At 41.0% G+C, this 20,916-nt stretch carries 15 protein-coding genes; 14 read left to right on the forward strand and 1 reads right to left on the reverse strand.

Translation table 11 applies throughout. The features are described from left to right. Positions 1-2 precede the first annotated feature (2 nt). The 9 genes from BM266_RS07485 to BM266_RS07525 all read left to right on the forward strand — a co-directional run bounded on the left by BM266_RS07485 (position 3) and on the right by BM266_RS07525 (position 12,607). The gene (locus BM266_RS07485; protein ID WP_093407841.1) at positions 3-1,289 is read left to right on the forward strand and encodes an NAD(P)/FAD-dependent oxidoreductase; all 1,287 of its coding nucleotides are present in this window, start codon (positions 3-5) and stop codon (positions 1,287-1,289) included. Then, positions 1,286-2,869: a 4Fe-4S binding protein gene (locus BM266_RS07490; RefSeq protein WP_093407843.1), complete on the forward strand. Its 1,584-nt coding sequence runs from the start codon at positions 1,286-1,288 to the stop codon at positions 2,867-2,869. The genes BM266_RS07485 and BM266_RS07490 overlap by 4 nt, the downstream gene beginning before the upstream one ends. A gap of 156 nt (positions 2,870-3,025) precedes the next feature. After that, on the forward strand, positions 3,026-5,563 hold the full coding sequence (gene topA / locus BM266_RS07495; protein WP_093407845.1) for a type I DNA topoisomerase: 2,538 nt from the start codon (positions 3,026-3,028) through the stop codon (positions 5,561-5,563). A gap of 3 nt (positions 5,564-5,566) precedes the next feature. Then, positions 5,567-6,721: a formimidoylglutamase gene (locus BM266_RS07500; RefSeq protein WP_093407848.1), complete on the forward strand. Its 1,155-nt coding sequence runs from the start codon at positions 5,567-5,569 to the stop codon at positions 6,719-6,721. Positions 6,722-6,838: 117 nt separating this feature from the next. Beyond that, positions 6,839-8,203: a T9SS ring complex lipoprotein PorK/GldK gene (porK, locus tag BM266_RS07505; RefSeq protein WP_093407850.1), complete on the forward strand. Its 1,365-nt coding sequence runs from the start codon at positions 6,839-6,841 to the stop codon at positions 8,201-8,203. A gap of 57 nt (positions 8,204-8,260) precedes the next feature. Next, positions 8,261-8,923: a type IX secretion system motor protein PorL/GldL gene (gene porL, locus BM266_RS07510; RefSeq protein ID WP_093407853.1), complete on the forward strand. Its 663-nt coding sequence runs from the start codon at positions 8,261-8,263 to the stop codon at positions 8,921-8,923. 56 nt (positions 8,924-8,979) lie between these two features. Next, positions 8,980-10,542 (forward strand): type IX secretion system motor protein PorM/GldM, encoded by a 1,563-nt coding sequence (gene porM, locus BM266_RS07515; protein WP_093407856.1) that lies wholly within the window; start codon positions 8,980-8,982, stop codon positions 10,540-10,542. A gap of 14 nt (positions 10,543-10,556) precedes the next feature. Then, positions 10,557-11,447, forward strand: a complete 891-nt coding sequence (gene porN, locus BM266_RS07520; RefSeq protein WP_093407858.1) for a type IX secretion system ring subunit PorN/GldN — start codon at positions 10,557-10,559, stop codon at positions 11,445-11,447. 104 nt (positions 11,448-11,551) lie between these two features. After that, entirely contained in the window at positions 11,552-12,607 is a 1,056-nt protein-coding gene (locus BM266_RS07525) for an NAD(P)/FAD-dependent oxidoreductase (protein WP_093407861.1), read from the forward strand. Here the strand turns inward: BM266_RS07525 and BM266_RS07530 are convergent. After that, positions 12,595-12,993 carry a DUF983 domain-containing protein gene (locus tag BM266_RS07530; RefSeq protein ID WP_093407863.1) on the reverse strand — a complete coding sequence of 133 codons (399 nt, stop codon included), beginning with the start codon at positions 12,991-12,993 and terminating at the stop codon, positions 12,595-12,597. The genes BM266_RS07525 and BM266_RS07530 overlap by 13 nt on opposite strands. 54 nt (positions 12,994-13,047) lie before the next feature. On the opposite strand from BM266_RS07530, the gene BM266_RS07535 reads away from it, so the two are divergent. The 5 genes from BM266_RS07535 to BM266_RS07555 are packed head-to-tail and all read left to right on the forward strand — an operon-like array spanning position 13,048 to position 20,855. Then, positions 13,048-14,967, forward strand: a complete 1,920-nt coding sequence (locus tag BM266_RS07535; RefSeq protein WP_093407866.1) for an ABC-F family ATP-binding cassette domain-containing protein — start codon at positions 13,048-13,050, stop codon at positions 14,965-14,967. A gap of 51 nt (positions 14,968-15,018) precedes the next feature. Then, positions 15,019-16,152, forward strand: a complete 1,134-nt coding sequence (locus BM266_RS07540) for an efflux RND transporter periplasmic adaptor subunit (RefSeq protein WP_093407869.1) — start codon at positions 15,019-15,021, stop codon at positions 16,150-16,152. Between the two features lie 2 nt (positions 16,153-16,154). Continuing rightward, positions 16,155-19,355: an efflux RND transporter permease subunit gene (locus tag BM266_RS07545; RefSeq protein ID WP_093407871.1), complete on the forward strand. Its 3,201-nt coding sequence runs from the start codon at positions 16,155-16,157 to the stop codon at positions 19,353-19,355. Beyond that, a complete protein-coding gene (locus BM266_RS07550; protein ID WP_093407874.1) occupies positions 19,339-20,673 on the forward strand; it encodes a TolC family protein in 1,335 nt (444 codons plus the stop codon). Before BM266_RS07545 ends, BM266_RS07550 begins: the two co-directional genes overlap by 17 nt. After that, a complete protein-coding gene (locus tag BM266_RS07555) occupies positions 20,673-20,855 on the forward strand; it encodes a CPXCG motif-containing cysteine-rich protein (protein WP_093407876.1) in 183 nt (60 codons plus the stop codon). Before BM266_RS07550 ends, BM266_RS07555 begins: the two co-directional genes overlap by 1 nt. Positions 20,856-20,916 lie beyond the last annotated feature (61 nt).

Raw genomic sequence — 20,916 nt, forward strand, 5'->3', positions numbered from 1 at the left:
TTATGGAACATATTGTCATCATAGGAAATGGGATTGCGGGGATAACCTGCGCCCGGCATATAAGGAAAAACTCTGATAAACGCATTACGGTGATTTCTGCTGAAAGCGATTATTTCTTTTCCCGTACCGCCTTGATGTACGTATATATGGGCCATATGAAATGGGAACATCTTAAACCCTATGAAGACTGGTTCTGGGAGAAAAACCGAATAGAACTCAAAAAAGCCTGGGTTGAAAAAATAGATTTTCAGCAGAAAAGACTTTATTTTTCTTCTGAAGAAACAATGAGTTACGATAAACTGGTGCTGGCAATCGGATCGGTTTACAATAGATTTGGCTGGGAAGGACAGGATTTGAAGGGTGTACAAGGCCTGGTTTCGAAACAGGACCTGGAACTTCTAGAAGAGAATACTCAAAATTGCAAAAGAGCCGTAATAATTGGCGGGGGACTTATAGGTGTGGAGCTTGCTGAAATGCTAAAAACCCGAAATATTGAGGTTAGCTTTTTGATCAGAGAGAAAGCCTTTTGGCAAAATGTGCTACCGATGCAGGATGCCAAAGTGATCTCAGCCCATGTAAGATCGCATGGCGTTGATCTTCGCCAGGAAACCCAACTTGATAAAATTACAGGAGATGATAACGGCCGTGTAAAATCGGTAATCACAGGTGCCGGGGAAGAGATTGAATGTCAATTGGTAGGTCTTTGCGCCGGGGTTAGGCCTAATATTGAGTTGTTAAAAGATTCAGCACTTGAAACCGAAAAAGGAATTCTGGTAAATGAATATTTGCAAACCAATATCAATGATGTTTATGCTATTGGCGATTGCGTACAACTCAGGGAAGCCAAACCTAATCGAAATTCTATTGAAGCGGTTTGGTACACCGGCAGGATGATGGGCGAAACCCTTGCACAAAGTCTTACGGGAAATTTGAGAAAATATAATCCCGGGAACTGGTTTAATTCGGCTAAATTTTTCGATATTGAATACCAGACCTACGGGAAGGTTTCTGCAGATCCTCCTGAGGGGGAAGTCCATTTTAACTGGCAACATAAAGATAATACCAAAGCAATTACGATTGCTTTTAATGCTTCAGATAATAAGTTTTTGGGTATTAATACTTTTGGGATACGGATGAGACATGAGGTTTTTGATCGCTGGCTAGACGAAAAGAAAAGCATCAACTATGTATTGCAGAACTTAAAAGAAGCCAGTTTCGATCCTGAATTTTATGATAGTTATGAAAAGCAGATTTTCAGAAGTTTTAAAGAGAATATAGAGCAGGTATGAGTAAGATAGAGAGAAATATGTCATTAGCCGGGCAGGCTCCAGCCGCGCTTTCTGCTACCCAAAGAATTGCCAGTGCCATTGGCCTGATTGGCTTGTTCATTTTGGTGTTGGCTTTGGCTAATGTGAACTTTCCTAATAAAACCTTGTTTTTAAGTCTCTCGCTTATATTGATGACTGCTGGGACCGTAATCTTCGCTAACGATCTATATCGCGGGAAGCACGCGGGAATAAAGAACGACGGCATCTGGTTTAAATCTATGACTGGTCGTGGCCTTTGGGCGTGGATTACCGGGATTGCACTTACCTTATTCTATATCGTACTTTATTGGTTTCCTGAATTTTTAGGCTTAACAGAAAACGGTCCTAATACCGGAGTTATTTCTCTTTTCGATCCTTTGAGTTACCTCATAAATGGTGGTCCTGCGAGTCAGTGGTTTGTTTATGGTACACTTTACACCCTTGCTATTTTTATCTTCGGTTATAAGTTTATTCTTAAATACCGAAATAACCGCTACGAGGTTTTGCGAACATTTTCGGTGATGTTCTTTCAGCTGGGCTTTGCCTTTCTTATTCCTGAAATTCTTATTAGGCTTAACCAGCCTTATTTTAATCCTGCCAACATCTGGCCGCTCAATTACGATCTTTTTGCCGGTTACAAGGTTGACGAATTCCTTTCCGCAGGAAATATTGGAGTATTTATGTTGGCCTTCGGGCTGATTTCCATTTTCGTGATTACACCTATTTTAACCTATAAATACGGAAAACGCTGGTATTGCAGCTGGGTTTGTGGTTGCGGTGGCCTTGCCGAGACTGCCGGCGATCCTTACCGGCATCTTTCAGACAAATCCCTTTTCGCCTGGAAGGTGGAGCGCTGGGTAATACATAGCGTGCTTGTTTTTGTAACGGTAATGACTATTGCTGTGGTGTATTCGTTTTTGGGAGAAAATGCCGGGGATTTCTGGTTGACCCGTGATGTCTTTCTTTGGGGGGCTGCCGGGTTTCTTACTTTATTGTTTGCTGCTATCATGATCTTTAAACGTAACGAACTGGCTAAAGATGCTAAATATGGGGCTATTGGCTATCTTGTTATAATTCTTTCTATTATTGGGATAAATTATTTCAGCGGAAACGGAAATATCTTTTTCTTTCCAGGCTACCAACTTCGGGAATGGTATGGCTTTTTAATTGGCGCAGCTTTTTCAGGAGTAATTGGTGTTGGCTTTTACCCTATCTTCGGAAACAGGGTTTGGTGTAGATTTGGTTGCCCTATGGCGGCAATTCTCGGAATGCAGCAGCGTTTGTTCTCAAAATTCAGGATTACCACCAATGGCGGGCAGTGTATTTCCTGCGGAAATTGCTCTACTTATTGCGAGATGGGAATCGATGTGCGAGCCTATGCTCAAAAAGGGGAGAACATTGTGCGTTCCAGCTGTGTAGGCTGCGGAATTTGCTCGGCGGTATGCCCTCGCGGAGTGCTTAAACTGGAAAATGATTCCCCGAAAGGAAGAATAAATTCTGAAGAGGTTTTACTCGGAAATGATGTAGACCTCTTAGATTTGATCAATCAGAAAAGTCGTTAATTACCCTACCTTTTTCAGACTTTAAATTATAAAATTTGTAATCTCTGAGAACCTGTATTTACTGGTTCTATAGAGTAAGTTTGTTGTTGTTTTGTTAAGACAAGCTATGGGTTACAAAAAAATTGATATACTTTTGCAACTTCAAAATGCAGTATTATGGCAAAAAATTTAGTGATCGTTGAGTCCCCGGCCAAGGCCAAAACTATAGAAAAGTTTCTTGGCAAAGATTATAAAGTAGCCTCGAGCTTTGGGCATATTGCCGATTTGCCTACCAAAGAACTCGGGGTAGATACCGAAGGGGATTTTACGCCTAAATATATTGTCTCCAAAGATAAAAAAGACGTTGTTAAGAAATTGAAGAGCCTTGCCAAGAATGCCGAAATGGTTTGGCTGGCAAGTGATGAGGACCGCGAGGGAGAGGCTATCGCCTGGCACCTTGCCGAAGAACTCAATCTTAAGGACGAAAAGACAAAACGTATTGTTTTTCACGAGATCACGAAATCGGCTATTTTAAAAGCGATCGAGAATCCGCGTAATATCAATTACAACCTGGTAAATGCACAGCAGGCGCGAAGGGTGCTGGACAGACTGGTGGGTTACGAACTTTCGCCGGTGCTGTGGCGAAAGGTGAAAGGAGGACTTTCAGCAGGAAGAGTACAATCGGTAGCTGTAAGGCTTATTGTTGAGCGGGAAAGAGAGATCCAGGATTTTACTCCGGAAGGTTCTTTCAGAATTGATGCTGAATTCTCTACGGAAGATGGTAAATCTTTCAAAGCTAAACTTCCGAAGAACTTTGAAACCCGGGAAGAAGCTGAAGCTTTTTTAAAGGAAAATCTCGGTGCAAACTTTAAAGTAGCCGAACTCACCACCAAACCCGCGAAAAAATCCCCGGCACCGCCCTTTACGACTTCCACGCTACAACAGGAAGCCGCCCGAAAGCTCTATTTTTCGGTGAGCAAAACGATGACGATGGCACAAAGACTTTACGAAGCGGGGCATATTACCTATATGAGAACCGATAGTGTAAACCTTTCAGATGATGCGAAAAAAGGCGCAAATGCCGAAATTCTTAAGGCTTACGGAGAAAAATACGCGAAAACACGAAATTTTAAAGGAAAAACCAAAGGTGCACAGGAAGCACACGAGGCCATTCGGCCAACCAGTTTCGAGAATCATACGGTAAACGCCGACAGAGATCAACAGCGTTTATACGAGTTGATCTGGAAACGAGCCATCGCCTCTCAAATGAGCGAAGCCCAGTTAGAGCGCACTAATGTTAAAATTGAAGCTGATAAACACGATAAGCAGTTTACGGCCAACGGAGAGGTGATAAAATTTGATGGTTTTCTAAAGGTTTATCTGGAAGGCCACGATGAAGAAGAAACAGAGGAACAAAGCGGAATGCTGCCGGCTTTAAAGGAAAATCAGAAGCTTTTAAGTAAGTACATAAGCGCTACCGAGAGGTTCACGCGCCCACCATATCGATATACAGAAGCTTCCCTGGTAAAAAAGTTGGAAGAGCTTGGGATTGGCCGTCCGTCAACTTACGCTCCTACAATTTCTACTATTCAAAACAGGAATTATATCGAGAAAGGTTCGGTAGAAGGTACAGAGCGGGATTATATCCAATTTATTCTTTCTAAAGATAAAATTTCGGAAAAGAAATTAACCGAAACCGTGGGCAGCGATAAAGGGAAACTGGTTCCTACGGCAGTGGGAATGGTAGTTAACGATTTCCTTGTTAATCATTTTGCAAACATCCTGGATTATAATTTCACCGCAAAGGTGGAACAGAATTTTGATGATATTGCTAAAGGTAATGAGGAGTGGACCAAGATGATGAAGGACTTTTACAAAACCTTCCATCCGCAGGTTGAAGACGTTGCCAAAAATGCCGAAAGAGAAGTTGGGGAGCGCATCCTTGGAGAAGATCCCGAAACAGGAAAACCGGTAAGTGTGAGATTAGGGAAATTTGGGCCTATGGTTCAGATAGGGTCGGTAGAAGATGAAGAAAAACCAAAATTTGCCAGCCTGAGCCCAGATCAGACTTTAGACTCCATAACTTATGAAGAAGCGATGGACCTATTCCAGCTTCCGAAGCATTTGGGAGAATATAAAGGAGAAGATGTTGAGGTGAATAATGGCCGTTTTGGGCCTTATGTGAGATTCGGTAAAAAATATGTTTCCCTGGCCAAAGGTGAAGATCCTTTAAGTGTGGATTTTGATAGAGCTTTGGAACTTATCAAGGAAAAAGAAAAGGCCGATGCCCCAATTTATGAATATGACGGGATGCCCGTGCAAAAAGGGGTAGGTCGCTTTGGACCATACCTTAAATGGAACGGGATGTTCATAAACGTAAACAAGAAATACGATTTTGATAACCTATCAGATAACGACATTGAGACCTTAATTGAGGACAAGATCCAAAAAGAAAAGGATAAAGTGATCCATAATTGGGAAGATGAAGGAATTAGGGTAGAGAAGGCTAGGTGGGGCCGCTCTAACATCATCAAAGGGAAAACCAAAATTGAACTTCCTAAAACTGTTGATGCAACCAAACTGACTTTGGAAGAAGTTAAAGATATCCTTGAAAAAAAGGGAGGAAAAAAGAAAACTGCAAAGAAAAAGGCTCCGGCTAAAAAAACAGCAGCAAAAAAGACTTCCGCAAAAAAGAAAACTACCAAAAAGAAATAATTTATGGATTTAGAATTCCTGAGTCCCGTAAATCCTGAATTGCTTGAAGAGATCTCTGGTGGAAACAGCCAAACTCTTCGAAATAATCTGGAAATTCATACTGAAAGTGCAGGGTTACCCGAACTGGAAAATGTGCAGATCGCATTGGTAGGAGTTAAGGAAAACCGACTGAGCGAAGAAGGCGAGAGCCTGCTTCATTTTGATAAAATAAGGAGGGCTTTTTATAATCTTTATCCCGGGAACTGGCACTTGAATATAGTTGACTTGGGAGATATTGAAAAGGGAGAATCAGTAGAGGATACTTATTACGCTCTTCAAAACCTGGTTTCAGACCTGGTAAAAAAAGATATTCTTCCTGTAATTCTGGGTGGAGGACAGGATTTAATATATGCTCAATATCGCGCCTACGATAACCTGGATCAAATGGTGAACCTGGTAAATATCGACCACAGGTTTGACTTGGGAGATGCCGAACAAACTATAAGCAATCATTCTTACGTAGGAAAAATCGTGGTGAACCAGCCTTACAATCTTTTTAATTATTCCAATTTGGGATATCAGACCTATTTTAATTCGCAGGATGAAATAGAATTGATGGACCGGCTTTTCTTTGATGCATATCGTTTAGGGGAAGTAGTAAATGATATTAGTTTGGTGGAACCGGTGATGCGTGATGCCGATCTGGTAGGTATTGACCTGGGGGCATTGAATTCTGCGGTTTTAGGCAGCGGAATCTCGCCAAATGGTTTTGAAGGAAGAGAGATTTGTGCCCTCTCCAGGTATGCAGGAATCAGCGATAAGGTCTCATCCTTTGGGCTTTATGAGTACACGCCTGAAATGGGGAAAAGAGGTGATATGCTGGTCGCACAGATCCTATGGTATTTTATTGAAGGTGTAAATTACCGTACCAATGAAAATACTATTTCGGCCAGAAAAGAGTTTATTAAATATCAGGTGCCGATAGATGATGATGTTTTGGTGTTTTATAAAAGTCCGGTAAGTGGCAGATGGTGGATAGAAATACCTTTTCTTGCAAACGTCAATACTAAATTAAAACGCCATACGTTATTACCTTGCAGCGAAGAAGATTACAAGGAAGCTTGCAACCAGGTAATCCCTGAAAGATGGTATAAAGCCAAGAGAAAAAACGAAGTTTAAACAAATTTCAGACACTAATTGTATTTACTGTATTTTTACCAAAATTATTGTTTTTTAAAAAATAAATAGATAGGTTTACTGCCGTAAAAGCAATATGTCTTAACCTTAAGAGAAATTATGAAGAAGTTTATTTCGCTAATTGCTGTTCTAACCTTGCTTTTTAGTTGTGGTCGCGGAGACCGGGGGCAGCTGGTGGGTGCGAAAGGGAAAAAGTGGAATCCGGAGAAACCTTACGGTATGACATTAATCCCAGGTGGAGCTTTTATCATGGGGAAATCTGATGATGATATTGCCGACCAAAAGAATGCACCTCCAAAAACGGTGACTGTGCGGTCGTTTTATATGGACGAAACCGAGATCACTAATGCGGAATACCGCCAATTTGTAGACTACGTGAAAGACTCTATCATTAGAGTTCGACTGGCAATTATGGCTGAAGATATGGGGGAGACACCAGGTAGTGGAGGAATTGGTGAATTTGCTTTTGCAGATGCAGATACCGACAATCTTACGCCTTATGAAGAATATATGCTTAATTCTTATGGTACTGGTGGACCCACCGATAATTATGAAAATCGAAAATTGAATAAGGACGTTGATATAATATGGGATACTGAAGACTATCCCGACGTTTATTATGCCGAAGTTATGGATGCTATGTATATCCCAATGGAAGAGGTGTTTAACGGGCAGCGAACTATCGATGTTAAAAAACTGAAGTTCAAGTATTCCTACATGGATATCCAGCAGGCCGCAAGAACTGAGGGAAGCAGAGGTGATTTTATCCAGGATGAAGAAATTGCAATCTATCCTGATACTACCGTATGGATAAAAGACTTTAACTATTCCTATAATGAGCCTATGCACAACGATTATTTCTGGCATAGTGCTTTTGATGATTATCCTGTGGTAGGAGTTTCCTGGAAACAAGCGAAAGCCTTCACTCAATGGCGAACTTTTTACCATAATGCCTACAGGCGATCAAAAGGAGACCATAATGTGCCTTTATACCGATTACCAACCGAGGCGGAATGGGAATACGCTGCCCGTGGTGGTCTTGAAGGAGCAACCTATCCATGGGGTGGGCCTTACGCCAAAAATGACCGAGGTTGTTTTATGGCAAACTTTAAACCGCTACGTGGTGATTATGCAGCAGACCAGGCGCTTTACACGGTTGAAGCGAAGTCATACGATCCCAATGACTATGGTCTTTATAATATGGCTGGAAACGTTTCAGAATGGGTGAACTCCTCTTATGATCCGGCATCATATCAATACATGTCTTCTATGAACCCTACTGTTAACAATGAAGATGATATGCGTAAAGTTGTTCGTGGAGGATCCTGGAAAGATGTTGCGTACTTCCTTCAGGTTAGCTCCAGAGATTATGAATATGCAGATTCTGCAAGAAGTTATATCGGCTTCAGAACTGTGCAGGATTACCTTGGTACAGACGTTACCCTCAACCAGAACAACCGTTAATATACCCTGAACTATAACCTATTTTTAAAATAAAGAAAATCTAAATCTCTCTTAATTATGGCAAATTCAAGATCCTCAAAAAAAATAACCAATATGGTGTACGGTTTAGGTGCATCTATTGTAATATTGGGAGCGCTTTTTAAATTGATGCACTGGCCTGGTGGTAACCCAATGCTTATTGCAGGACTTATTGTTGAAGCCCTGGTTTTTGCATATTCAGCTTTTGAACCAGTAGACGATGATCTTGACTGGTCATTGGTTTATCCTGAATTGGCAGGAGGAACCGCAGCCGATAACAGAAAACAATCTATGGTTATCGAAGAAGAGAAAGAAGCAGAAGGTCTTTTATCTAAGAAACTTGATGAAATGCTGCGCGATGCTAAAATAGATGCAAATCTTATGAGTAGTCTTGGTGAAAGTATCCGTAATTTTGAAGGGGCTGCTAAAGGAATTGCTCCTACGGTAGACTCTATGGCCTCTCAAAAGAAATACAGCGAAGAACTTACTATGGCTGCCGCTCAAATGGAGACTCTTAATAATATTTATAAAGTGCAGGTTGAATCGGCTTCACGTCAGGCTGAGATCAACGAGGAAGTTGCAGAAAACGCTGGTAGACTAAAAGACCAAATGGATTCGCTCGCAAACAATCTTTCTTCTCTTAACGGAGTTTATGGTGGAATGCTTACTGCGATGAATGGTACCAGGGTGACCACTAATTAGTTTAATTAAAACCCGATCAGTTATCCGAAACTTTAAACAACAAAACTAATTAGCACATGGCGTCTGGAAAACAAACACCAAGACAGAAGATGATTAACCTGATGTATCTGGTTTTCATCGCGATGATGGCATTAAATATGTCTAAGGAGGTTCTTACGGCCTTCGGACTTATGAATGAAAAATTGAATGCATCGAATATATCTACTACTGAACGTAATAATGCTTTTATGGCCGGCCTTGAAGCCAAAGCCGATGAGCAACCTGAAAAATATGTAGCCATAATGGAAGATGCCGAAAGAGTTCACGAACTCTCGCAGAATCTTAACGATTATATTCAGGGCATAAAAAACGAACTGCTGGCAGAATATGATGAAGACGGGCAAAGAGATTACGAAGCAATGGACAGGTCAGACAAATTGGACAATATGTTCTTTGCAAGTGGAAGGGTTAGTCCCAAAGGAGAGGAGTTCCTTGAACAGATAAGAATCTACCGCGAAGGAGTAATCGATATCGTAGGAGATGATTATGCTCAAATTGCTGAAGAAGTTGCTGAAGAATTTTCTACTGAGGAGGTGACCAATAGAGAGAATGTAACCCAGCCTTGGCTGATGTATCATTACCAGGGTTACCCTCTAATTGCTTCTCTAACTAAGATGACGCAAACCCAGTCTGATATTAAAACAACCGAAAACGATATTCTTTCGGCTATGTTATCCGGCCAGTTGCAAAGTGAGGTTGCAATGACTAACTATACCACCTTGCTTGAGACTCCAAGGTCTGCATACTACCAGGGAGAAACTTTTAATGGTTCTATTGTACTGGGAAGAAAAGATGCGACCACCAAACCAAACAGGGTTGAATTAAGCCTTGATGGACAAAAGTTAAGCGAATCTGATTACTCTATCGAAGATGGTCGTGTGGTTTTGAATGTGAACGCTGGAAATGCCGGACAACATAAACTTGAAGGTAGTCTTATCTTCGTTGAAGATGGAGAAGAAACCGTTGTTCCTGTAGATCAGGAGTTTTCTGTAATTCCAAAACCCAATGCGGCTACAATCTCTGCAGATAAAATGAATGTTCTTTATCGTGGAGTACAGAATCCGCTTACCATTTCTATGGCCGGGGTACCAGATAATAATGTTAGTGCATCAGCGCCGGGGTTAAGAAAGACTTCAGGAAGCAGCTATATGATGAATGTTACCAATGTTCAGGCCAGAGAGGTTAAGATCAATGTAACCGGCACAATAGATGGCGAGAGCTATCCTTCAAGTTCCACTTTCAGAATTAAAGATATTCCTCGTCCTGTTGGTACAGTGCGTGGAGAAGATGGCGCAGTTAAAATGCAACGTAACAGTCTGGAAGTTTCCACAATTGGTGCCGCCTTGCCTGATTTCGATTTTGACATCGATCTGAATGTAACTGGCTTTAGCTTTAAAGTTCCGGGACAACCAACTATCCAGGTTAATGGAAGTCGACTCGATGACAGGGCCAAAGCTGCCTTGAGACGTGCAGGAAGAGGAGAGAATGTTACAATATTTGACATCAATGCACGTTTATCTAATAATTCTGGATATATGCTGAAAAAAGTAGCTCCTGTAGTAATTGAGCTGACTAATTAATAAAATTTATGACCATGAGCTGGAGAGGATTATTTGTTATAACACTGGTGTTAGTGACCACAGTTTCCTTCGGGCAGACAAATATTTTGAACGCCAAAGACCCTGGAGATATCGGTAAACAAACCGAAGCTCAGCGCCAAAGCGACCTTAATGATAAGCCCCTGGAATACGGCTACATTGAAGACAGAGATGTGCTTTGGTCTAAAAATGTATGGGAAATAATAGACCTGGATGAAAGGGTGAATTTTCCGTTGTTTTATCCAATAGACACTAATAATATTGGTGGAAATCGGCGTTCGCTTTACGATATCCTTATGAAAGGAATTAAGGATGGGACAATCGAGAATATATATGCCGATTCTTATTTTACCGAAAAGCGTTCCCTTAAAGATATCCAGGCAACTCTTTCTAAAGTAGATACTACCGATCTTGGAATTGAGCAATACAACGCAGGAGAACAGGTGGACGAGCAGTTTATTGATAGACGTGACCTTAGCTCTGCTGATATTGCTGAATATCATATCCGCGGGATGTGGTATTTCGACAAAAGACAGGCTGAATTGAAGTATCGTTTACTCGGTATTGCACCCGTTGCACCTGATGTGAACTTTATTGATTCCGGCCAAACCGATCTTGTAGAACTTTTCTGGGTATGGTTTCCCGATGCCAGGGAACTGTTACACAAAAACAAAGCTTTTAGTGGAGGCAATACTTCTCAAAGTATAAGCTTTGACCATTTGCTTAATGCCAGGCGCTTTAACGGGATAATCTATCAGGAAGAAAATGTGCATGGCGATCGCCAGATCAATGACTATATAGTTGATAATGCATTTAGGCAGCTCCTGGAGTCTGAACGTATAAAAGAACAAATTCGTAACTTTGAACAGGATATGTGGAACTATTAATTAGTCCCTTAAAGTGAAAACATTAAAGCGTCCCTATTGGACGCTTTTTTAATGAATTGAATCCAGGGTTTTCTTATTTCCCTTAGAAACTTTATTTTTAAGTTATGGTAGACTATATAGTTGTAGGTTTAGGATTAAGTGGAATTTCTGTTTGTGAGCGCCTCGAAGAAAATGGACTTGGTTACAGGGTGTTTGAAGGAGGTGTGCAAAAAGCTTCAGTTGTTGCAGCGGGACTCATAAATCCAGTGATCCTGAAACGCTTCACCCTCGCCTGGAAGGCCGATGAGCAACTGGAAATTGCCATCCCATTTTATAAGAATATCGAGGAGAAACTGCGGGTAAAATTGTTCTATCCGAATAATATCTATAGAAGGTTTAATTCTGCTGAGGAACAAAACAACTGGTTTTCTGCTGCCGATAAACCCGGACTTTCAGACTTTCTCAATACCGAACTTAAGCCGAAACTGAATTCTTGTATAAAATCGGATTATGGCTTCGGGGAAGTCTTGCATACCGGTACCGTAAATACAGAGCTTATGATTTCTGAATATGGGATTCATTTAAGAAAACAGGATAAAATTAGTTTTGAGAATTTTGATTATGATGCTCTGAAAATCGAAGAAAATCATTTGGAATACAAGGGGCTTGAGGCTAAAAAAATAATCTTCTGTGAAGGTTTCGGACTTATAAATAATCCCTTTTTCAATTATCTGCCTTTAACCGGGAATAAAGGAGAATATATTACAATTTATTCTGAAGAGCTTCAGATGAATGAAATTGTAAAATCTTCAGTATTTATAATTCCGATAGGCAACAACCTGTATCGGGTAGGCGCTACTTATAATAACCAGGATAAATCTCCTGAACCTACCACTAAAGCAAGAGAGGAATTAATCCGCAAGCTTTCGGCGGTAATAAGTTGCAAATTTGATGTGGTCGATCAGGTGGCCGGGATCAGGCCTGCCAGTAAAGACAGAAGACCCTTGGCAGGACAGCATCCGGAGTATAGGAATCTTTATTGTTGCAATGGTTTTGGAAGCAGGGGAATGTTAATCTCGCCAATGCTTTCAGAAGAAATCATTAAGCTAACGGAAACCGCAGAGCCTTTACCGCTAGAGGTGGACTTAGCCCGTTTTACCAAAAAGCATTATTCAGTCTGATGCGCTTTACCCGCTTCCTTTTTGTAATCCATAAAGAAATTAATCCAGATATTTCTTGAGAGTCGCATGATCACCGGCATAAAAACTACCAGGGTTCCAATAATTGACCAGAAAGAGATCATTAAACCTGCCCCAAAAAATAAGTGGCTAATAATAAATGCGGCCACGGCAAAGGCTACACCTAATGCATAACTTACATACATAGCGCCGTAGAAAAACGAAGGCTCTATCTTATATTTAGTCCCGCAATTAGAACAACGCTCGTGCATATCAAAGATGCGATTTAGTTTATAGGGGTTATTTTCCTTGTACATACTTTCCTCGTGACACACGGGGCAAACACCAAATAAAATACTATATAACTTTTTGCCTTTCAGGAACTTCATCTCATTTTTTTTGCAAGGTAAATTTAGGCATATTTGCAAAAATAAAAATTATAAATGCTTAATATTCATAATCTGTCCGTTTCCTTTGGCGGCGAGTACCTTTTTGAAAAAGTAACCTTTAGATTAAACGGTGGTGACCGGGTTGGTCTAATTGGAAAAAACGGTGCCGGGAAATCTACAATGCTTAAGATCCTGGCGGGAGAACAGGAATATGACGAAGGACAGATCGCTAAAGAGAAGGAGCTTAAGATTGGCTTTTTAAAACAGGATATAGATTTTGTTCAGGGACGAACCGTTGTGGAAGAAGCACAACAGGCCTTTGAAGAGATCAAAATGCTGGAAAAAAAGATAGACCACATCAATACCCAACTTGCTACAAGAACAGATTATGAGACTGATTCCTATTCAGACTTAATTCAGGAATTGAGCGAGGTTACTCATCAATATGAGATAATAGGAGGGTATAATTATCAGGGAGATACTGAGAAAGTGCTTTTAGGCCTTGGTTTTACCCGGGATCAATTTGATAAGGTTACCGACACCTTTTCGGGAGGTTGGAGAATGAGGATAGAACTTGCCAAGATCCTGCTTCAGAATAATGATATTTTATTGCTGGATGAGCCTACTAACCACCTCGATATTGAAAGTATCATCTGGTTGGAAAGCTTTCTTACCAATTATCCCGGATGCGTGGTGATCGTTTCCCACGATAAAATGTTTCTCGATAATGTAACAAATCGAACCATTGAAATTTCTCTCGGAAAGATCTATGATTTCAAAAAGCCTTATTCAGAATACCTGGAACTCCGCAATGAACTGAGGGAGCAACAACTGGCTGCGCAAAAGAATCAGCAAAAGGAGATCGAGCGAAATGAAAAGCTCATCGATAAATTCAAGGCTAAGGCTTCTAAGGCATCTATGGCTCAATCGCTCGTAAAAAAGCTTGATAAAATAGACCGAATTGAAGTAGATGAAGATGATAATAGCGTAATGAACATTCATTTTCCTATTTCTGTACAACCGGGGAAGGTGGTTATTGAGGCTGAAAATGTAGGAAAAGCTTACGGCGATAACCAGGTCTTGGAAGATATTAATCTACTAATTGAGCGCGGGAGTAAAATTGCTTTTGTAGGACAAAACGGACAAGGTAAAACCACTCTTGCCAAGATTATTGTCGATGAAATATCGTATACCGGAAAATTAAAATTGGGCCATAATGTCCAAATAGGGTATTTTGCGCAAAACCAGGCAGAATATCTTGATGGGGAAAAAACCGTGCACGACACGATGATCGATGCTGCCAATGAAAAGAACCGGAGTAAGGTGAGAGATATTCTGGGTTCATTTTTATTCAGGGGGGAAGAGGTAGATAAAAAGGTGAAAGTCCTCTCAGGAGGTGAGCGTAACCGCTTGGCACTGGCAAAACTGATGCTCCAGCCGTTTAACGTGCTGGTAATGGATGAGCCTACAAACCACCTTGATATCAAATCTAAAAACGTACTGAAACAAGCACTTAAGAATTTTGAAGGCACTTTAATTCTTGTTTCTCACGACAGGGATTTCCTTCAGGGGCTTACAAAAACAGTATATGAATTTAAGAATAGGAAAATAAAGGAATATCTTGGCGATATTGACTTTTACCTGGACCAGCGGCAAGCTGAAAATATGCGGGCAATCGAGAAAAAAGATGAAGTCGCCCGGGCAGCAAAGAGAAGTCAGCCAGATGAAGGAAAGCAGTCTTACAAAGATCAGAAAAAAATAAAATCCCTTCAGAATAAACTCAGCAATACCGAAGCTAAGATTGCTAAACTTGAAAAGGAGATCAAAGAAAAAGATGTTGAGCTTGCCACTAATTATGAAGAAATGATGGCCAAACCAGATTTTCTTGAAAAATATAATAAGAACAAACAGAAACTTGAAGAATTAATGCTTGAATGGGAAGAGCTTCAGGAGAAACTTGACCAATATGCATAATTTATAAATTGTTTATTAAACTATTTTAGACTTTGTAAGTCTAACCGCCGTATGGATTCAAGAAAAATTATTCTTTCGATTTTAGGAATATTGCTGGTTATATTAGCAATATTCGGAGCTAAAGCAATTATAGACAGTAATGTGCAGGAAGTTCCCGAGGCCAGAAAAACCGTTAAAAATGTATTTGTGGAAACTGTAAAGAACCGAACGGTTCCTATCGTTATTCCCGCCAACGGAGATGTAACTGCCCTTAAAAAACTTGAATTGTTTTCTGAAGTACAGGGAATCTTCCGGTCCAGCAGCAAAGATTTCAGACCCGGCCAGCAATATTCCCGTGGACAGGTACTTCTTACTATCGATTCTCAAGAATACTATGCAGGGGTACTTTCAGCGAAAAGCGAATTGTACAATACCATTACCTCAATAATGCCGGATTTGCGAATGGATTATCCTGAAGCTTTTCAGAAATGGCAGATGTATTTAACTAATTTCGATGTAAATAAAACCACCCCGCCCTTACCCGAAATGGATACAGAAAAGGAAAAGTACTTCATCACAGGTCGCGGAATTTTATCAGCCTATTACGAGATAAAAAACCTGGAAGAGCGGTTGAGCAAATTTACGATTCGTGCTCCTTTTAACGGAGTGCTAACGGAAGCTGCCGTAAATCCCGGAACTCTTGTTCGCCCAGGTCAGAAACTTGGGGAATTTATAGATCCTACGGTTTATGAACTGGAAGTAGCGGTACCTAAAAGGTTTACAGATCTACTGAAAGCAGGGGAGGATGTTTCTCTCCAAAACCTCGAAAAAACCAAAACCTATAATGGCACAGTAAGCCGGATTAATGCCAGAGTAGACAGGCAGTCCCAAACTATCCAGGTGTTTATAAAAGTTGCAGATCCTGATATTCGTGAAGGCATGTATCTGGAGGCAAGTCTCGATGCCCGCGATGAGGAAAACGCCATTGAGATTCCCAGAGAACTATTAATAGACCGTTCTAAGGTGTATGTGGTTCGGGATAGTATTCTCGCCCTCCAGGAAGTTGATCCCGTATATTTTGCTTCAAAAAGCGTGGTGATTAAAGGATTGGAAGACGGTACAAAACTGATCTCGGCCCCGGTTCCCGGAGCTTATCCAGGTCAGGTAGTGAAGATTCAGCAGGAAGACACAACTAAAAACCTATAGTTGTGAGAAAATTAATAAGTTACTTTATAAAATACGAAGTTGCCGTAAACGTGGTCATCCTCGCATTTGCCATTTTTGGCCTGGTTGGGGTTCTTAGCCTGAATTCCTCCTTTTTTCCGTTGCAAGATTCCAGGATTATAAACATTAGTGTGAATTATCCCGGTTCTGCTCCCGAAGAAATTGAAGAGGGAATTATTCTTAAGATTGAAGATAATCTTAAAGGGCTTGTTGGAATAGACAGGGTGACCTCTGTAGCTCGTGAAAGCGGTGGTTCTATTACAGTAGAGATAGAACAGGATGAAAACATTGATGTGATGCTTACTGAAGTGAAGAACGCGGTAGATCGTGTTCCCACTTTTCCCGGGGGAATGGAACCCCTGGTGGTTTCAAAACAGGAAAGGGTTCGTCCTTCCATAAGTTTTGCGATAAGCGGAGAAGGAGTCCCTCTGGTCACTTTAAAGCGTATTAGCGAACAGATAGAGAACGACCTGAGAAGAATAGATGGGATCTCCCAGATTGAGATTTCCGGTTTCCCTCAGGAAGAGATTGAAATTGCCGTTAGCCAAAACGATTTACTCGCCTATAACCTCACCTTCGAAGAGGTTGCTCGCACCGTAGGATCAGCAAATATACTGAGCACAGGTGGTACCATTAAAACCGATGCGGAAGATTATTTAATTAGAGCCAACAGTCGTTCCTACTACGCCGACGCTCTTAATGACCTGGTGGTGCGTTCTTCGGAGAGTGGGCAGATCACCCGGCTTAGTGATGTAGCTACGGTACGGGATCAATTTAGCGAAACCTCCAATGCCTCTTATTTCAATGGGAATATTGCAGTGAATGTTTCCATTAGCAACACCAACAATGAAGATTTATTATCTGCTGCTTCCGCAGTAAAAAAATACGTCGCCGATTATAATTCCAAAAGCAGTAATATTCGATTAGATGTTGTCTCAGATTCCTCCATTACTCTGGGCCAGCGTACCCGCCTGCTTATGGAAAACGGAGCGATTGGAATTCTTTTGGTGATATTCTTTCTTGCTCTTTTTCTGAATATTCGTCTGGCATTTTGGGTGGCCTTCGGCCTGCCAATCGCTTTTTTGGGGATGTTTATTTTCGCCGGCCAGTTTGGGGTAACCATTAACGTGCTTTCTCTCTTTGGAATGATCATCGTTATAGGGATCCTGGTTGATGATGGGATTGTAATTGGAGAAAATATCTATCAGCATTATGAAATGGGGAAATCGCCCGTTCAGGCTGCTCTCGATGGAACGATGGAGGTAGTGCCTCCAATTATTTCAGCGATAATCACTACTGTTCTTGCCTTTTCAGCCTTCCTTTTTCTTGATAGTCGTATAGGAGAGTTTTTCAGTGAGGTTTCTACTGTGGTAATCCTTACTTTAACCGTTTCCCTGGTGGAGGCGCTTATAATTCTTCCTGCCCATATCGCGCACTCGAAGGCACTGCAACGACGAAAATCAGAAAATCCGGAAAAGAAAAAAACAGGGTTTTTCAGCAAAATGCGTGAAATAAATAAACTTGGTGATCGTATTATGCGCTATAATCGGGATAAATTTTATAGCCCTGCATTAAAATTCGTGTTGCGACAACAGATTCTTTCCTTGGGAATCCTGGCTTCAATTTTAATATTAACTATAGGTGCTATTGGAGGAAACTGGATTAGGGTCACTCTTTTTCCCAGTATCGCCAGTGACCGGGTGAGTATTGATTTGCTAATGGCGGAAGGGGTGAATCCCGCTCGTACAGATTCTATAATCTCGATGGTTGAAGATGCCGCCTGGCGGGTGAACGAAGATTTTACTGCAAGACAAACCGATAATATATCGGTAATCGAAAATACCATTAAAAGGGTTGGCCCCGGAAATAATAAAGCATCGTTGCAGGTAAACTTACTGCCTGGAGAAGAAAGAGATTTTAGTTCTCCTGAGATCACTAACGCGATTAGGGAGGAAGTTGGACCTGTCTTTGGGGTGGAGAATTTAACCTTTGGATCTGGTGGAAATTTTGGGGGAGATCCTGTTTCGGTATCTCTTCTGGGTAATAATCTTCAGGAGCTGGAAGCTGCTAAAGAGGAATTAAAAGCAATTTTTGAAAATAACCCACTTCTAAAAGATGTTAAAGACAATGATCCTAAAGGGATAAAAGAAATCAATATTCAGCTAAAGGATAACGCCTATGCTCTTGGTCTAGATCTTAGTGAAGTGATGAGACAGGTACGAAATGGATTTTTTGGAACTCAGGCCCAGCGTTTTCAGCGTGGGCAGGATGAAATACGGGTTTGGGTGCGCTACAACCGGGAAAACAGGTCTTCTATTAATGATCTTGATGATATGCGTCTTACCACTTTATCGGGAAGCAGGGTGCCTTTTAATGAAATAGCTACTTACGAAATTATTAGGGGAACTGAATCTATAAGCCATCTGGATGGCATGAGAGAAATAAGGGTAAGCTCAGATATGGAAGATCCAAATGGCAGCTCGACAGAAATCCTCACCGATATTAAAAATAATATAATGCCCGAGCTGTTGGCGAAATATCCAAGTATAGGAGTTTCCTATGAAGGCCAGAACCGGGAAGCAAATAAATTGACTAATTCTGCCAAGGGTGTGCTGCCGGTAATTTTATTTCTAATTTATGCAACAATAGCCTTTACCTTCAGAAGTTACAGTCAGCCATTTTTATTAATGCTAATGATTCCTTTCAGTATCATTGGAGTTGCCTGGGGACACTGGATTCACGATTTTCCTGTAAATGTACTTTCAGCCTTGGGCATTATTGCACTTATTGGAATTATGGTTAATGATGGTTTAGTATTGATAAGTAAATTTAATGGGAATCTGCGGTCTGGAATGAATTTCGAAGATGCCTTGTATGAAGCCGGAAGGGCGAGGTTCAGAGCTATTTTTCTTACCTCGATTACTACCATTGCCGGGATGGCACCTTTACTGCTTGAAAAGAGTAGGCAGGCTCAATTTCTGAAACCTATGGCAATCTCAATTTCCTACGGAATCGCCATTGCCACTGTTTTAACTCTCTTATTACTGCCATTGTTGCTATCTATCAGTAATAATATTAAGGTTGGAGGGAAATGGCTCGCAACCGGAAACCGGGTGAGCAATGAAGCGGTAGAGCGAGCAATTAAGGAACAAAATGAAGAGAAAGAGCATGAAGAAAGAACTTAGGTTTGCGTTTGTAATAATTCTTTTAGTTGTATTCCAGGTTTCATCTCAGGAGAAAGAGATTATTACTAAAGAGGAAGCTATTGCACGAGCTTTGGAGAATAACTTTGGAATAAAGATCGCCAGAAACCAGGTGGAGATCGCAGAGAATAATCAGGGGATACTTAATTCAGGATATTTGCCGAGGCTTAGGGGGCAGGCCGGTGCAGGCTATGATCTTAATGACCGGCTTACAGAACCTGAAGATCGTGAAAACGTAGACCAGAAAGGTATTGAAAGCAACAGGTATAACGCTTCTATTAATGTTGATTATACTTTGTTTGACGGACTGGGAAGATTATATAATTATAAGAGCCTTAAAGAACAATACGACCTCTCACAACTGGAAGCCAGGGAAACCATAGAAAACACTATCCTGCAGCTTATGAGTGTCTATTACGAGATTGCACGGCTAACCCAAAATATAGAAGTTCTTCAGGATGTGTTGGAAACTTCACAGGAACGGGTTACCCGGGCACAATATCAATTTGATTATGGTCAAACCAATAACCTGGCGGTCTTAAATGCCAGGGTAGATGTAAATAACGACAGTATAAACCTGCTGGAAACACGGCAGCAACTTCATAATACCAAACGAGATCTCAATGTATTACTGGACAGGGAAATCATCGATAAAGAGTTTGTAGTAGATACCACGGTAGGTTTTATCCCTGAACTTCAATTAGAGGCTTTTGTAGAAGAAGCAGCTTTGAATAATGTCTCTCTCTTACAGATAGAGAAAAATCTCAATATAAGCGATTACGATATTAAAATCAGCAAATCAGCGTATTTACCTACAATAGACCTCACCGGGTCTTATGGTTGGAACAGAAACAGAAGTGCAGCTACGGCATTTTTTCCCGGAAGTACCACAACCACCGATGGGATTTCGGCAGGGGTTAGCCTTAACTGGAACCTTTTTGATGGAGGAGGGACCAGTGTCCGGGTCCAGAATGCTAAGATCAATTATGAGAACCAGGAACTGCTTAAAAAGCAAATAGAACTTGAAGTAAAACGAAACATTGCAAATGCTTGGGGCAATTACCAGAATAAGCTTTACATATTCCGGGTTCAGGAGGAAAATGTAACTACCAACCAGGATAATTTTGAACGCTCAGAAGAACAATTCAAACTGGGGCGTATCACTTCTATAGAATTTCGCCAGGCACAGGTCAATCTTCTGGACGCCCAAACCAGTTTGAATCTTGCCAAGTATGATGCCAAGCTTGCTGAAATGGAATTGCTTCAGCTTACCGGGCAGTTGCTAAATATAAAATTATAATGTTTGAACACTTTTTCCAATGTCCCTATTGCTGGCAGGAAATATCGGTGTTACTTGATCCTTCGGTTAGGCGCCAGACCTATATTGAAGATTGTGAAAACTGTTGCAATCCTATTGAAATTAAGGTGGAATTTTCTGAAAATGAACTTCAGTCTTTTGAAGCTTCCGGTATTGAACAATAGTTTTACGTCTTAAGAGCTTGTTTTTCAGAAGCTGAAATTTTACGGATGTTCTACTAGCTAA

The sequence above is a fragment of the Salegentibacter flavus genome, from assembly GCF_900115145.1.
In the GTDB taxonomy this organism is placed as follows: domain Bacteria; phylum Bacteroidota; class Bacteroidia; order Flavobacteriales; family Flavobacteriaceae; genus Salegentibacter; species Salegentibacter flavus.

Bases quoted from the DNA above. Each gene is read 5' to 3' on its own strand.
- BM266_RS07485 (WP_093407841.1), top strand. From the start codon at position 3: ATGGAACATATTGTCATCATAGGAAATGGGATTGCGGGGATAACCTGC.
- BM266_RS07490 (WP_093407843.1), top strand. From the start codon at position 1,286: ATGAGTAAGATAGAGAGAAATATGTCATTAGCCGGGCAGGCTCCAGCC.
- topA (WP_093407845.1), top strand. From the start codon at position 3,026: ATGGCAAAAAATTTAGTGATCGTTGAGTCCCCGGCCAAGGCCAAAACT.
- BM266_RS07500 (WP_093407848.1), top strand. From the start codon at position 5,567: ATGGATTTAGAATTCCTGAGTCCCGTAAATCCTGAATTGCTTGAAGAG.
- porK (WP_093407850.1), top strand. From the start codon at position 6,839: ATGAAGAAGTTTATTTCGCTAATTGCTGTTCTAACCTTGCTTTTTAGT.
- porL (WP_093407853.1), top strand. From the start codon at position 8,261: ATGGCAAATTCAAGATCCTCAAAAAAAATAACCAATATGGTGTACGGT.
- porM (WP_093407856.1), top strand. From the start codon at position 8,980: ATGGCGTCTGGAAAACAAACACCAAGACAGAAGATGATTAACCTGATG.
- porN (WP_093407858.1), top strand. From the start codon at position 10,557: ATGAGCTGGAGAGGATTATTTGTTATAACACTGGTGTTAGTGACCACA.
- BM266_RS07525 (WP_093407861.1), top strand. From the start codon at position 11,552: ATGGTAGACTATATAGTTGTAGGTTTAGGATTAAGTGGAATTTCTGTT.
- BM266_RS07530 (WP_093407863.1), bottom strand. From the start codon at position 12,993: ATGAAGTTCCTGAAAGGCAAAAAGTTATATAGTATTTTATTTGGTGTT.
- BM266_RS07535 (WP_093407866.1), top strand. From the start codon at position 13,048: ATGCTTAATATTCATAATCTGTCCGTTTCCTTTGGCGGCGAGTACCTT.
- BM266_RS07540 (WP_093407869.1), top strand. From the start codon at position 15,019: ATGGATTCAAGAAAAATTATTCTTTCGATTTTAGGAATATTGCTGGTT.
- BM266_RS07550 (WP_093407874.1), top strand. From the start codon at position 19,339: ATGAAGAAAGAACTTAGGTTTGCGTTTGTAATAATTCTTTTAGTTGTA.
- BM266_RS07555 (WP_093407876.1), top strand. From the start codon at position 20,673: ATGTTTGAACACTTTTTCCAATGTCCCTATTGCTGGCAGGAAATATCG.